Consider the following 15,286-nt stretch of genomic DNA (forward strand, 5'->3'; position numbering starts at 1 on the left):
GGGCCATGGAATAAACGTCGAAGGGCAACGTCTGCCTGATCCTTGCCACACGCCGTTCCCGGCCCTGGAGTGTTACATGGTAGATCGTTCCCCGCCCCCCGACAGGCTTCCTTTAAGTCCCGTCAGCCTGGCTCTGCGCCTGGCAGCGATTGGCCTGGTGGTTGGCGCCATGGCCGTGGCCTTTGCCTACGTCAACGGTTCTCTCGACCCACAGCGCTTGACTCCCAAGGCACTGGTCAACGTGCTTGAAACCAACAATGGCGTTCACCCAGGGTTTCGCCGCAACCACGCCAAGGGGGTGTGCGTGATCGGCTATTTCGAGAGCAGCAACGAGGTGCGTGCCTATTCCACCGCGCAGGTGTTCAACGCTGCACGAACCCCGGTGGTCGGGCGGTTTGCCTTGCCCAGCGGCAATCCTTACGCACCGGATACCAGCGTGCCGATCCGTAGCCTGGCGCTGCGCTTCACTCAGGCCGATGGGCAACAATGGCGCACGGGCATGAACAGCATGCCGGTGTTCCCGGTGGGTACACCCCAGGCGTTTTATCAGTTACAGCAGGCGCAGAGCCCGGATCCTGCAACGGGCAAACCGGACCCAGCGGCCGCCCCGGCATTTTTTGCCGCGCACCCGGAAACCGCGCCATTCCTGCGCTGGATCAAGAGCGCCAAACCCTCGGCCAGCTATGCCACCGAGACCTATAACGGCATCAATGCGTTTTATCTGGTGAATCCGGCGGGTCAACGCCAGGCCGTGCGTTGGGGGGTCGTCCCGCAGGCCCGGGACGGCGCAACCACCAGCGCCGCACAAGGCGCTGATGTTCTCGAACAGGACTTGCGCGAGCGCCTGCAGGCCGGGCCGTTGCGCTGGCAGTTGCTGATCACCCTGGCCGATCCGACGGACCCCACTGACGATGCCAGTCAAGCCTGGCCGGCTGAACGCAAGGTACTGAACGCCGGGACGCTGGTGCTGCAAAGCAGCCAGGCGCAAAACAGTGGCGAGTGCCGGGATATCAACTACGACCCGCTGATCCTGCCCAGTGGCATCGAGCCCTCGAAAGATCCGTTGCTGGCCGCGCGCTCGGCCGCCTACGCCAGCTCCTATCTGCGCCGGACCAGCGAAGTCGGTCAGTTGCCTGACGCTAAACAGGAGGCCGCCCAATGAGCGCGCAACCGAACCACTTCGCGCCCCTGGCGCGGCTGCTGCACTGGCTGATGGCATTGCTGGTGATCGCCATGCTGTTCATTGGCGCCGGCATGGTCGCCTCGGTGTCCGAGCGCCATGAATGGCTGATCCACCTGCACAAGCCGTTGGGCGTGGCGATCCTGTTGCTGGTGATCGTGCGCCTGTTCGTGCGCTTCTCGACGCGTCAACCGCCCTTGCCGGCGGACCTGCCCGACTGGCAGGTGCTCGCGGCCAAGGCGTCCCATGGGCTGCTGTATGCCCTGATGCTGACCTTGCCAGTGCTCGGCTGGGCGATGATTTCGGCAGCGGGTGATCCGGTCACGCTGGGCATTGGCCTGCAATTGCCAGCAATCGTGCCGGCCAATGCCGCGCTGTTCGCCTTCCTGCGCAGGGCCCATGGGTACCTGGCCTACCTGCTGTTCCTCACGGTATTGCTGCACCTGGCCGCAGCGCTGTTCCATGGCTGGATCCGGCGTGACGGCGTATTGCAGAGCATGCTGTCCGGCAAGGATCACTGATCGGGCAGGGCGCTGCCGGCGAGGCCTGAGGGTCGCATGCGCTGTGGCATGCGGCCCGTTGAGCGATCAGCGCAGGGTTTTCACCAGTGCGGCGACGGTCGACAACACATCCTTGCCCAATTGCATCGAGCGCTTGCCGGACCAGCCGGTGTGGGGGTTCGGGGCGTCGTTGTGGTCCTTGAACGGCATCTCCAGGGTCAGTGACAGGCAGTCAAATTTCTGTCCGACGCTGTTGCAGGCCAGGGTCATGTTGGCTTTCCCCGGTAGGTCGCGGGTGTAGCCGTGGGTGGTCTGGAAGTCGCGGGTCTGGTGTTTCAGATGGCTGCGAAAGTGCTCCTCAAGCGCAGCCAGGCGTGGCGTGTAGCCAGGGTTGCCTTCGCAGCCGGCCGTGAACACGTAGGGGATCTCTTCATCGCCATGGATATCCAGGAACAGGTCAACGCCGTATTGCTCCATGTGCTGCTGCACGAACAACACTTCCGGACTGCTTTCCTGGCTTGCGCTCTGCCAGGCACGGTTGAGGTCCTGGCCCATGGCGTTGGTGCGCAGGTGGCCGTGGAACGCCCCGTCCGGGTTCATGTTCGGCACCAGGTACAGGTCGGCACTGGTCAGCAGGCTGTTGAGCTCTGGGTCATTGTGCTGTTGCAGGCGTTCGATCACTCCCTCCATGAACCATTCGGCCATGTGTTCGCCGGGGTGTTGCTGAGCGATGATCCAGACCTTGCGCTGGCCTTCGGCGCCACTGCCTTTGCGCAACAGTTGAATGTCACGGCCCTCGACGCTCTTGCCGGTGGCCAGTAACTCGGTACCGGCCTTGCCCAGCGCCTGCTCGATCAGCCAGTCATGGCGGCCGCGGCTGTAGGGCTCGAAGTAGGCGAGCCAGGCGTGAGTCTCGCGGGCTTCCAGGCTGAAGCGCAAGCAGTCGCCTTCGAAAATGGTCGGCACCCGGAACCAGTTGACGTGGTCGTAGGAGGCCACCGCCTGGTAACCGTCCCAGGCCTTGTTGTAGGAGGACTTACTGGCGTTGCTCAGGCGAAACCAGTGTTCTTCGCCCACATGCAGGCCGCTGGCCTTGAAGTGGAACCACTGGAAATGCGGGCTGCGGGTGTCGGGCTTGATGGCCAGCAAGGCCTGTAGCGGATTGCTGAGGTCCAGCACTTCGATGTTGCCGCTGTCGAAGTTGGCAGTGATATCAAAGGAGCGTTGAGCCACGGTCATAATCTCATCCTGGATATGATTTTTATGGCGCTACTTTACACGGGCGAGGGGTAAAGCCGAGGGCAATTTACCGGGAAAGGAGGGGGGGCGTCGTCCTTGACGCTGCAGCAGCTTAGTGGCTATGCGATTGATTCTCAAGTGCTATTTGTCAGTGTTTAATTCGGGTTTTTGTGAGTCGTGTTGCAAAAAGGTGGTCTTTTGATATCATGCGCGCCATCGAATTTAGCAGTACCAGTCTTCATTAGCCTGAAGCCAAAGCCAGAATAACTGGCAAAAAAAAGACCCGGCAAAAAGCCGGGTCAAAAACCGTGATTAGCCTGATGAGGAGATATTCCAAGAGTCCGACCTAAGGTCCCTTGGTCTATCGACTGATCTCGCGACCAGCTGCACGCAATAATAATCATTATCATTTGCAAGTCAACTATTTTTACCCGCCTCATAGGAAATATCTTTCCTGTCGTTTTGCCAGACGCCGCGACCTGCCTCAGGTTCCGACGTTTACCTCGGTTTCAACCGCGTTATCTCAATAGACCTGTTCTGCGTCCAGTGACCTGTCCACCATGGCTTTTGCCATGTCGATCATGTGCACCACCGAAAACGCCAGGTCGCGGCGTGGGCCCTGCAGGTTGTCCGCTGACTCATGGGCGGAGGCGGCCGCACAGCGCAACAGGTCCGAGGCATGCGCCAAGGCTTCCTCGCGGCTGACGTGAGGGCTGACCTCGAAGAAGCGTTCGATGACTTGGGGATCTGAAACAGCGGGTTTCAAGTAATAATCCAGCGCGCGTTGGGCGGCGGCGCAGTTATTGAGTGAACTGAAGTCGCTGGTGGTTTCCGGCGCGGGCAGCGTGTTATCGGTGATATCCATGGTGAGTACCTATTCCGAGGGTGGAGCCGTTGGTGTTGGTAGAGAATAGTACTAACTGTATTCATGACCAAAAATTAAATACTACAATTTGTGTGTTGAGGGTCAGCCAGCGCGAAGTATTGTTCCGCCCATGGATAAATGGATTGAATTGGTCAAGGCCAAGATGAGTGAACTGCGGATCACTCAGGAAAAACTCGCAGAGCGTCTCGCCATGTCACAGGGTGGCGTCGGGCATTGGCTGAACAAGCGCCGGCAGCCCAGCCTCGATGACATGAACCGGGTGTTGCAGGAACTCGGATTGGGTTTTCTCGAGGTGGCCATGGTGCTCAGGGAGGTCGAGCAGGCGCAGGACGAGGGTGCAGAACCGGGATCGCTGGCGCAAAAGTACAACCCATACTTTCGTTACCCGGTGAGCGATTGGCGGGTCCTGTCGCAGGTGCGCGAGGCCCAGGTGCCGGCCTACGGCAACGGGCGCTCCGAGATGACGGATTACCATGCCCAGGGCGCAGCTTTCTGGTTGGTGGTGGTGGGGGATGCGATGACCGCACCCACAGGCATCAGCATTGCCCAGGACATGCTGATCCTGGTCGACCCGGCGGTGGAAGCGGTACCGGGCAAACTGGTGATCGCGCAATGGGCCGACAGCGCCGAAGCGACCTTTCGCAAGTTGATCGAGGAGGGCGGGCAACGTTATCTGGTGCCCTTGAATCCGACCTACCCCAAAGCCCTGTTTACCGAGCAGTGTCGGATCATCGGCGTGGTGGTACAGGCCACCGCGCGGTTTTAACCCGCCAGATCCTGGCTCACAGGACCTGGCAGTGACTCGCGGTTACTCCAGCTCGACCAGCGCGCTGCCTTCGGTGACCATCTCGCCTTCCTGGCAATACAAGGCCTTGATCACGCCATCCTGGGGCGCCCGAATGCTGTGCTCCATCTTCATCGCTTCGAGCACCACCAGCGGCGCACCGGCTTCTACTGTCTGCCCAGGCTCGACCAACACCCGGACAATGCTGCCATTCATCGGGGCGGTCAGGCCGCCTTGATGGCTGTGGCTGGCTTCAACCGCGGCAATCGGATCGTACTCGCTGATGCAACGCAACTCGCCTGCCCACTGCAGGTACAGATGCTGGTCCTGGCGAATCGCCCGCAACTGGCGGCGCAGCCCCTGATGCTCGACACGCAACTGCTCATCCTTGAGCTCGGCGGTGTGGGCGTTGGTCGGCGCCAGGGTAATGGCCCGGTCCTGGCCTTCACAGCACAGGTGCAGGGTGGTTTCAGCCGGCAAGCCGGCACGAAAGCCATTGCCGTTGGCCCAGGGTGAGCTCGGGTCGTCGCCGCGCACGTTGGGGCGCCGGCTTTGGGCGAAGGCCTGGGCGGCAGCGTGCCAGAACTCATCATTGAGTGCCTGGGGCGCCGGCAGCAATTGTTCCTGGTAGCGTGGGATAAATCCGGTGTCCAGTTCGGCTGCGGCGAATGCCGGGTGTGCGACGATTCTGCGCAAGAAGCTGATGTTGGTCTTCAAGCCGCCAATGGCGAACTCATCGAGCATGCTCAGCAAGCGCAGGCGTGCCTGTTCGCGGTCCTCGCCCCAGGCAATCAGCTTGCCGAGCATCGGGTCATAGTACGGCGAAACCACGTCGCCTTCCTCGACGCCACTGTCCACTCGACGTCCCGGGCCCGGGGCTGATTCGCGGTACAGCGCCAGGTGCCCGGTAGCCGGCAGGAAGTCGTTGCTCGGGTCTTCGGCGTACAGACGCACTTCGATCGCATGGCCGATCAGCGGCACCTGCGCCTGGGTCATCGGCAGTGGCTCGCCCTGGGCGACGCGAATTTGCCAGGCCACCAGGTCCAGGCCGGTGATGGCTTCGGTAACCGGGTGTTCAACCTGCAGGCGGGTGTTCATTTCCATGAAGAAAAACTCGCCACGCGAGTCCAGCAGGAACTCCACGGTGCCGGCACCGACATAACCGATGGCCTGGGCAGCCCGTACCGCCGCTTCGCCCATGGCTTTACGCAGCTCGGCGCTGAGGCCGGGGGCCGGGGCTTCTTCCACCACCTTCTGGTGGCGACGCTGAATCGAGCAGTCCCGTTCGTTGAGGTACAGGCAGTTGCCGTGTTGGTCGGCGAACACCTGGATTTCCACATGGCGCGGCTTGAGCAGGTACTTTTCCACCAGCATCCGCGAGTCGCCGAACGATGACAGCGCTTCACGCTGGGCCGAGGCCAGGGCTTCGGCCAGTTGGCTGGTGTCCTCGACCACTTTCATGCCCTTGCCGCCGCCACCGGCCGTGGCCTTGAGCAGCACCGGGTAGCCGATACGTTCGGCGGCAACGCGGAAGGTTTCCAGGTCCTGGGCTTGCCCGTGATACCCCGGGACCAGCGGCACGCCGGCGGTTTCCATCAAGGCCTTGGCGGCAGACTTGCTGCCCATGGCGTCGATGGCCGAGGCCGGTGGGCCGAGGAAAATCAGCCCGGCGTTTTCGATGGCGCGGGCAAAGCCGGCGTTCTCCGAAAGGAAGCCGTAGCCGGGGTGAATCGCCTGGGCGCCACTGGCCTTGGCCGCGGCCAGCAATTTGTCGATCTGCAGGTAGCTGTCGGCCGCTTTGCTGCCGCCCAGGTCCACGCGGATATCCGCTTCGCGGCTGTGGCGTGCGTCACGGTCAGTGGCGCTGTGCACGGCCACGGTGGTCAGGCCCAGGGCCTTGGCGGTGCGCATGACCCGGCAAGCGATTTCGCCGCGGTTGGCCACCAGCAGGGTGGTGAGTACAGGTGCGCTCATCAACGCGGCTCCTTGGTGGTGGATGCTGTCTGCCAGCTCGGCGGACGTTTGTGCAGGAAGGCGCGCAAGCCTTCCTGGCCTTCGGGGCTGACGCGGATCCGGGCAATGGCGTTTTCGCAGTAACGGCGCAGGGCTGGGTTCAGTGCGCCGCTGCCGACTTCACGCAGCAATTCTTTGCTCGAGCGCATGGCTTGCGGGCTGTTGAGCAGCAGGTTGCTGATCCAGCTTTCGACCTGTGACTCCAGCTCGCTGGCCGGATAGCTTTCGCTGAGCAGGCCCAGTTCCCGGGCCCGCTGGCCACTGAAGCGCTCGGCTGTCAGCGCATAACGACGGGCTGCACGCTCACCGATGGCTTGCACGACGAAGGGGCTGATCACCGCTGGCGCCAGGCCGATGCGCACTTCCGACAGGCAGAACTGCGCGTCGTCGGTGCCGATCGCCAGGTCGCAGCAACTGACCAGGCCCACCGCGCCGCCAAAGGCCGCGCCTTGGACCACGGCCAGGGTCGGCAGCTTCAGCTTGGCCAGGTTGTACATCAACTCGGCGAGCTCACGGGCATCGTCCAGGTTGGTGTGGTAATCGAGCTCGGCCGATTGCTGCATCCAGGCCAGGTCGGCGCCGGCACTGAAGTGCTTGCCGCGGCCGCGCACCAGCAGGAAACGCAGGCTTGGATCGGCCTGGACCTTGTCCAGCGCCAGGATCAGTTCACGAATCATCTCGGCGTTGAACGCGTTGTTCTTGGCTTCGCGGCTGAGCCAGAGCGTGGCGAAACCACGGGGATCGGTCAGCAGTTCCAGGGTATTGAAGTCGCTCATGTGTAACCTCTGCACAACTCTTCGATGCAGGCGTCGGGCTTGCCGGCGAACGTCATTGCGCTTATCTCAAGCGCTCTTTTCGCGGGTAGCCTGGCGCCTGCGGGATCACATCCGGAACACGCCAAAGCGGGTCGGTTCGACCGCTGCGTTCAGCGAAGCGGACAACGCCAGCGCCAGCACGTCACGGGTTTGCGCCGGGTCAATGACCCCGTCGTCCCACAAACGTGCACTGGAGTAGTAGGGGTGGCCCTGTTCTTCGTACTGATCGAGGATCGGCTGCTTGATCTCGGCTTCCTGGGCTGCGCTGAAGTCCTGGCCGCTGCGTTCGGCCTGCTCGCGCTTGACCTGCACCAGCACGCCTGCGGCCTGCTCGGCCCCCATCACGCCGATGCGCGCGTTGGGCCACATCCACAGGAACCGTGGATCGTAGGCGCGCCCGCACATGCCGTAGTTGCCGGCGCCGAAACTGCCGCCAATGATCACCGTGAACTTCGGCACCTTGGCACAGGCCACCGCGGTCACCAGTTTGGCGCCGTGCTTGGCGATGCCGCCGGCTTCGTACTTCTGGCCAACCATGAAGCCGGTGATGTTTTGCAGGAACAGCAGGGGAATCCCGCGCTGGCAGGCCAGTTCGATGAAGTGCGCGCCTTTCTGCGCGGCTTCGGCGAAGAGGATGCCGTTGTTGGCGAGGATTGCGATCGGGTATCCGTGCAGATGGGCAAAACCGCACACCAGGGTGGTGCCGAACAGCGCCTTGAACTCATCGAATACCGAGCCGTCGACCAGGCGCGCGATCACTTCACGCACATCAAACGGTTGCTTGGCGTCAGCCGGAACCACGCCGTACAGCTCGTCGCTGGCAAACAGCGGGGCAATCGGCGTGCGCTGCTGCAGCTCGCCCAGCTTGCGCCAGTTGAGGTTGGCGACGCTGCGCCGGGCCAGGGCCAGGGCGTGTTCGTCGCTGTCGGCGTAGTGGTCGGCAACCCCGGAAATCTTGCAGTGCACATCGGCCCCGCCGAGGTCTTCGGCACTCACCACTTCACCGGTCGCGGCTTTCACCAGCGGTGGCCCGGCGAGGAAAATCGTCGCCTGCTCACGCACCATAATGGCTTCGTCGGCCATGGCCGGCACATAAGCCCCACCGGCGGTGCAGGAACCCATGACCACGGCGATCTGGGGAATGCCCATGGCGCTCATGTTGGCCTGGTTGAAGAAGATCCGGCCGAAGTGCTCACGGTCCGGGAACACCTCATCCTGGCGTGGCAGGTTGGCTCCGCCGGAGTCCACCAGGTAGATGCACGGCAGGCGATTCTGCTGGGCAATGGTCTGGGCCCGCAGGTGTTTTTTCACCGTCAGTGGGTAGTAGGAGCCGCCTTTGACCGTGGCATCGTTGGCAACGATCATGCATTCGACGCCTTCGACCCGGCCGATGCCGGCAATCACACCCGCTGCCGGCACGTCTTCGCCATACACCTGGTACGCCGCCAACTGGCTGATTTCCAGGAAGGGCGAGCCGGGATCGAGCAAGCGGTTGATCCGCTCGCGGGGCAACAGTTTACCCCGTGAGGTATGCCGCTCCTGGGCCTTGGCGCCGCCGCCTTGCTGGACCTGGGCGAGCAGGGTGTGCAGCGCGTCGACCTGGGCAAGCATCGCCGCGCTGTTAGTGGCGAACTCCGCCGAACGGGGGTTGAGCTGGGTGTGCAGGATGGCCATGGACAGCTCCGTTAGCGGGTTTCGTTAAACAGTTCGCGACCGATCAGCATGCGACGGATCTCACTGGTGCCGGCACCGATTTCGTACAGCTTGGCGTCGCGCAGCAGGCGGCCGGCCGGGAATTCGTTGATATAGCCGTTGCCCCCCAGGATCTGGATCGCGTCGAGGGCCATCTGGGTGGCGCGTTCGGCGCTGTAGAGGATTACCCCGGCGGCGTCCTTGCGGGTGGTTTCGCCACGCTCGCACGCCTGGGCCACCGCATACAGGTAGGCGCGGCTGGCGTTGAGCTGGGTGTACATGTCGGCGACCTTGCCCTGGATCAGCTGGAATTCGCCGATGCTCTGGCCGAACTGCTTGCGGTCGTGGATGTAGGGCACGATCAGGTCCATGCAGGCTTGCATGATCCCGGTCGGGCCGCCGGACAGGACCACGCGCTCATAGTCCAGGCCGCTCATCAGGACTTTCACGCCACCGTTGAGCACGCCAAGGATGTTCTCCTGCGGGACTTCGACGTCGTCGAAGAACAGCTCGCAGGTGTTGGAGCCACGCATGCCCAGCTTGTCGAATTTGTTGCTGCGGTTGAAGCCTTTCCAGTCACGCTCGACGATGAACGCGGTGATCCCGTGTGGACCCTTTTCCAGGTCGGTCTTGGCGTAGATCACATAGGTATTGGCGTCCGGACCGTTGGTGATCCAGGTCTTGCTGCCGTTGAGCACATAGTGGTCGCCGCGTTTATCGGCACGCAGCTTCATCGATACCACGTCGGAACCGGCATTCGGCTCGCTCATGGCCAGCGCGCCGATGTGTTCGCCGCTGATCAGCTTGGGCAGGTACTTGGTTTTCTGCTCGTGGTTGCCGTTACGGTTGATCTGGTTGACGCACAGGTTGGAGTGGGCGCCGTAGGACAGGGCGACCGACGCCGAACCGCGGCTGATTTCTTCCATCGCGACCACGTGGGCCAGGTAACCCAGGCCGGCACCGCCGTACTCTTCCGCGACCGTGATGCCCAGCAGCCCCATGTCGCCGAACTTGCGCCACAGGTCCGCGGGGAACAGGTTGTCGATGTCGATCTGGGCGGCGCGGGGCGCAATCTCTTTGCTGACGAATGCGCGGACCTGGTCACGCAGCATGTCGATAGTTTCGCCGAGGGCAAAGTTCAGAGACGGATAGCTCATGGGGCACCTTTAAACTTGTTTTTATCAATGGAGAATCGGCCTGCGATGCGCGCCGAGTCGACTGTCACCTTTACGTTAACGTAAACCTGAGACGAATGGCTGTCAATCGCCCTTTACGTTAACGTCAACTTGAGCGACTCTGTAGGAGCTGAGCTTGCTCGCGATGAACGATAATGTGCACTTTCAGCCTAACTGCGGCAGGCCTATCGCGGGCAAGCCTCGCTCCTAAAATAAAGACAATAGGGGTCGTCATGGATCAACACAGTGCTCACCCACAGCACAGCTACACCCGTGGCTCACAGGACAAAGCCTTGCTGGCGATGACCATTGGCCAGGCATTCGACAACACGGTCGCCCGCAACCCGCAGGGCGAAGCGTTGGTGGTCCGCCACCAGCAGTTGCGCTACAGCTGGACGCAACTGGCCGAGGCGGTGGAGCTGCACGCCAGGGCGCTGCTGGCGCTAGGCCTGCAGGCCGGGGACCGCCTCGGTGTCTGGGCGCCCAATTGTGCCCAGTGGTGCATCAGCCAGTTCGCCAGTGCGAAGATCGGGGTGATCCTGGTCAACATCAACCCAGCCTATCGCAGCTCGGAGCTGGAGTACGTGCTCAAGCAGTCCGGTTGCCAGTGGCTGGTATGTGCCGGCTCCTTCAAGACCTCCGATTACCACGCCATGCTGCAAGGCCTGGCGCCGGAGCTGGCGCAACACCCGGTCGGCCAATTGCAGTGCGAGCGCCTGCCGCAACTGCGCGGCGTCATCAGCCTCGACCCGCAGCCACCCGCAGGCTTCCTGCCCTGGTCGCAACTGACGGAGCTGGGGGCTGGGGTGCCGCCCGAACAGCTCAAGGCGCGGCAGAACAGCCTGCATTTCGACCAGGCCGTGAACATTCAGTACACCTCCGGCACCACCGGTTTCCCCAAGGGAGCCACCCTCAGTCACTACAACATCCTCAACAATGGCTACATGGTCGGCGAAAGCCTCGGGCTGACGGCAGACGATCGCCTGGTGATCCCGGTGCCGCTGTATCACTGCTTCGGCATGGTGATGGGCAATCTGGGGTGCATCACCCATGGCACCACCATGATCTACCCCAACGACGCTTTCGACCCCTTGCTGACCCTGGAAACCGTAGCCCAGGAACAGGCCACTGGCTTGTATGGCGTGCCGACCATGTTCATCGCCATGCTCGATCACCCGCGACGCAAGGAGTTTGACCTGTCGTCCCTGCGCACCGGCATCATGGCCGGGGCGACCTGCCCGATCGAAGTGATGCGCCGGGTCATCAGCGAAATGCACATGAACGAAGTGCAGATTGCCTACGGCATGACGGAAACCAGTCCGGTGTCGTTGCAGACCGGTCCTGCGGACAATCTGGAGCTGCGGGTGACCACCGTCGGCCGCACCCAGCCGCAATTGGAAAGCAAGATCATCGATGAGGCCGGCAACCTCGTGCCCCGCGGCACCATTGGTGAACTGTGCACCCGCGGCTACAGCGTGATGCTCGGCTACTGGAACAACCCCGAAGGCACCGCTGAAGCCATCGACCAGGCGGGCTGGATGCACACCGGCGACCTGGCGACCATGAACGAAGAGGGCTACGTGTGCATTGCCGGGCGTAACAAGGACATGATCATTCGTGGCGGTGAGAATATTTACCCGCGCGAGCTGGAAGAGTTCTTCTTCACCCACCCGGCGGTGGCGGACGTGCAGGTAATTGGCATTCCGTGCGAGAAGTATGGCGAGGAGATTGTCGCCTGGATCAAGTTCCACCCCGGCCACAGCGCCAACGAGCTTGAACTGCAAACCTGGTGCAAGGAGCGCATTGCCCACTTCAAGACGCCACGTCACTTCAAGTTCGTCGAGGAGTTCCCGATGACCGTGACCGGCAAGATCCAGAAGTTCAAGATGCGCGAGATCTCTATCGAGGAGCAGCGCAAGACCAAGGGCTGACGGTGGGGGCGGGGCGCAAGCGGGCGCCGCAAGCAGGCGCCCAAAGCCACTGTAGGAGCGAGCTTGCTCGCGAAGGCGATCGTACACCCAGCATGGGTGTTGAATGCATCGCCGCTATCGCGAGCAGGCCCGCTCACACGGTGGGCACACCCAAACCCCAGACAGCACAAAGGGGAGCCGAAGCTCCCCTTTAATTTGTCGTTGCGTGCTCTTTTTTTATTATTAAGGGGCGGTTTATTGTTGTTTTTGGCAACCGTGGCCCTTTACCGCTGTTTTGTGCGACCCCCATGCGGGGTCAAGAGCAAACGTATTTTTTTGAGCGCTGATCTGCTTTCTCGCCAAGCGATCCAACCAGTTCGGGAGCTACCTGAAGGTAGTTTTATTGTTCTCTGCCCGGTTGCGGGTCACTGCAAGCAGCACCCTGAAAAGCACACCTTCTCCAAAAAAATCTGTTAGCTGCGTCTCTGCCGTGTTGTTTTTGTTATGTCAGAGTCGTTACGTCTTATTTTTATTAGGTTTGCCGCTTTTTTTGTTCTTGTTATGCCATAGAGATAGCAGAACCCGTGCCAACTTTTAAAATCCCTTTAAAATCAATTATTTAGCATTTTTTCGAAAAAAACCTGACGCAAAAATCCTTCAGGTTGTTTCCGTGTTACTCGTTTTGTTGCGGGGCGGTAACACCCCGCGACACATTTACTGGGCGCTGCGGGCCTTGGCCACGCGCGAACCCGTTACTCGCCCCAGGACGTCGCAGATCTGCTGGCCGGCCACCAGCAACTGCTGCATATCCACCCCCGTCTCGATCCCCAGGCCGTTGAGCAGGTACAGCACGTCTTCGGTGGCCACGTTACCGCTGGCGCCCTTGGCGTACGGGCAACCGCCCAGGCCGGCGATGGAGCTGTCGAACACCGCGATGCCTTCCAGCAGGCTGGCATAGACGTTGGCCATGGCCTGGCCGTAGGTGTCATGGAAGTGGCCGGCCAGCTTGTCCCGTGGCACCTGCGCGCCCACTACCTCGAACATCCGGCGGGTAGCGCCGGCGGTACCGGTGCCGATGGTGTCACCCAGGGACACCTCATAGCAGCCCATGGCATACAGCTCGCGGGCGACCAGGGCCACCTGCTCCGGGGCCACGTCACCTTCGTACGGACAGCCCAGCACACAGGACACGTAACCGCGCACGCTGACGCCGTGTTGGCGGGCGGCGTCCATGATCGGCACAAATCGCTCCAGGCTTTCGCTGATCGAGCAATTGATGTTGCGTTGCGAGAAGGCTTCGGAGGCGGCGGCGAACACCGCGACTTCCTTGACCCCTGCGGCCATGGCGTCTTCGAACCCCCGCAGGTTGGGCGCCAGCGCGCCGTAGGTGACCCCGGGTTTACGCTGGATTTGCGCGAACACCTCGGCGGAGCCGGCCATCTGCGGTACCCACTTGGGCGAAACGAAGCTACCGACTTCGATGTAATCGAGGCCTGCGGCCGTCAACGCGTCGACCAGCCGCACCTTGTCGGCGATGCTGATCGGCTGGGCTTCGTTTTGCAGGCCATCGCGCGGGCCGACTTCGATCAGGCGTACATGGGAGGGGAGGGGCATATCAGGTTCACCTGTGGTTAGGAGTGTGAAGGCGCGGCCTGCTGGCTCTTGAGGGTCTGTTCCAGCGCCTGGACGCAGCGCTCTTCGGCGGTGTCGAGTTCCAGCTTCATCTGTTCGATGTCCAGCAGCTGCTGTTCGAGCTGTTCACGGCGCTCGCTGATTTTTGCCAGCATGCTGTTCAACTGCTTGGTGTTACCGCTGGTGGGGTCGTAGAGTTCGATCAGTTCGCGGCATTCGGCCAGGGAAAAGCCAATGCGCTTGCCCCGCAGGATCAGCTTCAGGCTGACCTTGTCCCGAGGCGAGTAGATCCGCTCCTGCCCGCGCCGCTCGGGACTCAGCAGTCCTTGTTCTTCATAAAAGCGAATGGCGCGGGTGGTGATGTCGAGCTCGCGGGCGAGGTCGGAAATGCTGTAGGTCTGGCTGCTCATGGCGCGCTCGAAAAAGGGGCTTGGCGCTAAGCTAATGTCAGCTTGACGTAAACGTCAAGCAGCAAGCACTGCGCCAGCCCTGATTGTCCGATACCCGCCCTCAAGCCTGCTGCTTGTCCAGCTTCTTCTCGTGCGCGGTGACCTGCTGGCACAACTCGATCATCTGCTCGCGCATCCAGCGGTTGGCCGGGTCCTGGTCGGTGCTTTCGTGCCAGTACAGGTGCGTTGCCACCGGGGGCACATCGTTGACCGGCAGCAAGAATGATTGCAGTTCATGGCGGCGGGCAAAACGCTCCGGCACGGTCATCACCATGTCGGTCTGCTGCAGGACCTGGGAGGCCATCAGGTAATGCTGCGACCGCAGGGCGATCTTGCGCTGGATGCCCATCTTGCCCAGTGCCAGGTCGACATGGCCCAGGCCGCTGCGGCGGCTGGAAATATGGATGTGGGTCAGGGACAGGTAATCGTCGAGACTGAATTTTTCCTTGCCGGCCATGGGGTGGCCCTTGCGCATGGCGCAGACGTAGCGGTCTTCCATCAGCTTGACGTGGCGCACTTGCGGGTCGGTGTTGAGCGGCGCATCGACGGCGAAGTCCAGGCGGCCGGCGGCCAGTTCCTTGGTGGTTTCGCGGCGCTTGGACAGGAAACTCTCGATGATCACGCCCGGGGCCAGGCGGCGCAGGCGCTGGAACAACGGCGGCAGGATCACCGCTTCCGTGAGGTCGGTCATGCTGATGCGGTAAGTCTTGACCGCCTGCAACGGGTTGAAGATCCGACTTTCCTGGACCGATACCCGCAACAGCGAGAGCGCGTTGCGCACCGGGCCGATGATGTTCTGCGCCATGGGTGTTGGCACCATGCCCTGGGCCGTGCGTACGAATAGCGGGTCGTTGAAGGTCTCGCGCAGGCGGGCCAGAGCGTTGGACACTGCGGGTTGGGTAATGCCGACGATCTGCCCGGCACGGGTCAGGTTGGCTTCGGTGTAGATGGCATCGAAGACGATGAAAAGGTTGAGGTCGACCTTGCTCAGATTCATGTCACTACGCTCTT

13 protein-coding genes are annotated in these 15,286 nt (G+C 61.9%); 4 read left to right on the forward strand and 9 right to left on the reverse strand.

Annotated elements, in window-relative coordinates; genetic code table 11:
* Window positions 1–76 precede the first annotated feature (76 nt).
* Together QMK50_RS22995 and QMK50_RS23000 are read left to right on the forward strand one after the other, a co-directional pair.
* A complete protein-coding gene (locus QMK50_RS22995) occupies window positions 77–1,162 on the forward strand; it encodes a catalase family peroxidase (protein ID WP_159994618.1) in 1,086 nt (361 codons plus the stop codon).
* Window positions 1,159–1,701, forward strand: coding sequence for a cytochrome b (locus QMK50_RS23000; RefSeq protein ID WP_320334044.1), 543 nt, complete (start codon window positions 1,159–1,161; stop codon window positions 1,699–1,701). The genes QMK50_RS22995 and QMK50_RS23000 overlap by 4 nt, the downstream gene beginning before the upstream one ends.
* Window positions 1,702–1,767: 66 nt before the next feature.
* On the opposite strand, the gene QMK50_RS23005 is transcribed toward QMK50_RS23000, so the two are convergent.
* Both QMK50_RS23005 and QMK50_RS23010 read right to left on the reverse strand, forming a co-directional pair.
* On the reverse strand, window positions 1,768–2,919 hold the full coding sequence (locus tag QMK50_RS23005; RefSeq protein ID WP_320334045.1) for a M14-type cytosolic carboxypeptidase: 1,152 nt from the start codon (window positions 2,917–2,919) through the stop codon (window positions 1,768–1,770).
* A gap of 523 nt (window positions 2,920–3,442) precedes the next feature.
* Entirely contained in the window at window positions 3,443–3,784 is a 342-nt protein-coding gene (locus QMK50_RS23010) for a DUF6124 family protein (protein WP_320334046.1), read from the reverse strand.
* Between the two features lie 130 nt (window positions 3,785–3,914).
* Between QMK50_RS23010 and QMK50_RS23015 the strand changes: the two genes are divergently transcribed.
* A complete protein-coding gene (locus QMK50_RS23015) occupies window positions 3,915–4,571 on the forward strand; it encodes a LexA family transcriptional regulator (RefSeq protein ID WP_095167840.1) in 657 nt (218 codons plus the stop codon).
* 42 nt (window positions 4,572–4,613) lie between these two features.
* On the opposite strand, the gene QMK50_RS23020 is transcribed toward QMK50_RS23015, so the two are convergent.
* The 4 genes from QMK50_RS23020 to QMK50_RS23035 all read right to left on the reverse strand — a co-directional run bounded on the left by QMK50_RS23020 (window position 4,614) and on the right by QMK50_RS23035 (window position 10,266).
* On the reverse strand, window positions 4,614–6,563 hold the full coding sequence (locus QMK50_RS23020) for an acetyl/propionyl/methylcrotonyl-CoA carboxylase subunit alpha (protein ID WP_320334047.1): 1,950 nt from the start codon (window positions 6,561–6,563) through the stop codon (window positions 4,614–4,616).
* Complete coding sequence (locus QMK50_RS23025; protein ID WP_095167844.1) at window positions 6,563–7,378, reverse strand: gamma-carboxygeranoyl-CoA hydratase; 816 nt, start codon at window positions 7,376–7,378, stop codon at window positions 6,563–6,565. The genes QMK50_RS23020 and QMK50_RS23025 overlap by 1 nt, the downstream gene beginning before the upstream one ends.
* Window positions 7,379–7,483: 105 nt before the next feature.
* Window positions 7,484–9,091, reverse strand: a complete 1,608-nt coding sequence (locus QMK50_RS23030) for a carboxyl transferase domain-containing protein (RefSeq protein WP_320334048.1) — start codon at window positions 9,089–9,091, stop codon at window positions 7,484–7,486.
* Between the two features lie 11 nt (window positions 9,092–9,102).
* Window positions 9,103–10,266: an isovaleryl-CoA dehydrogenase gene (locus tag QMK50_RS23035; protein ID WP_320334049.1), complete on the reverse strand. Its 1,164-nt coding sequence runs from the start codon at window positions 10,264–10,266 to the stop codon at window positions 9,103–9,105.
* Window positions 10,267–10,517: 251 nt separating this feature from the next.
* On the opposite strand from QMK50_RS23035, the gene QMK50_RS23040 reads away from it, so the two are divergent.
* A complete protein-coding gene (locus QMK50_RS23040) occupies window positions 10,518–12,215 on the forward strand; it encodes an AMP-binding protein (RefSeq protein WP_095167849.1) in 1,698 nt (565 codons plus the stop codon).
* A 693-nt stretch (window positions 12,216–12,908) separates the two neighbouring features.
* Here QMK50_RS23040 and QMK50_RS23045 read toward each other — a convergent pair.
* From QMK50_RS23045 to QMK50_RS23055, 3 genes are all read right to left on the reverse strand, one after another.
* Complete coding sequence (locus tag QMK50_RS23045; protein WP_320334050.1) at window positions 12,909–13,808, reverse strand: hydroxymethylglutaryl-CoA lyase; 900 nt, start codon at window positions 13,806–13,808, stop codon at window positions 12,909–12,911.
* A gap of 17 nt (window positions 13,809–13,825) precedes the next feature.
* Window positions 13,826–14,236 carry a MerR family transcriptional regulator gene (locus QMK50_RS23050; RefSeq protein WP_095167852.1) on the reverse strand — a complete coding sequence of 137 codons (411 nt, stop codon included), beginning with the start codon at window positions 14,234–14,236 and terminating at the stop codon, window positions 13,826–13,828.
* A gap of 100 nt (window positions 14,237–14,336) precedes the next feature.
* Entirely contained in the window at window positions 14,337–15,272 is a 936-nt protein-coding gene (locus QMK50_RS23055) for a LysR family transcriptional regulator (RefSeq protein ID WP_095167854.1), read from the reverse strand.
* Window positions 15,273–15,286: the final 14 nt, after the last annotated feature.

Source organism: Pseudomonas sp. P5_152 (genome assembly GCF_033989915.1).
Classification (GTDB): domain Bacteria; phylum Pseudomonadota; class Gammaproteobacteria; order Pseudomonadales; family Pseudomonadaceae; genus Aquipseudomonas.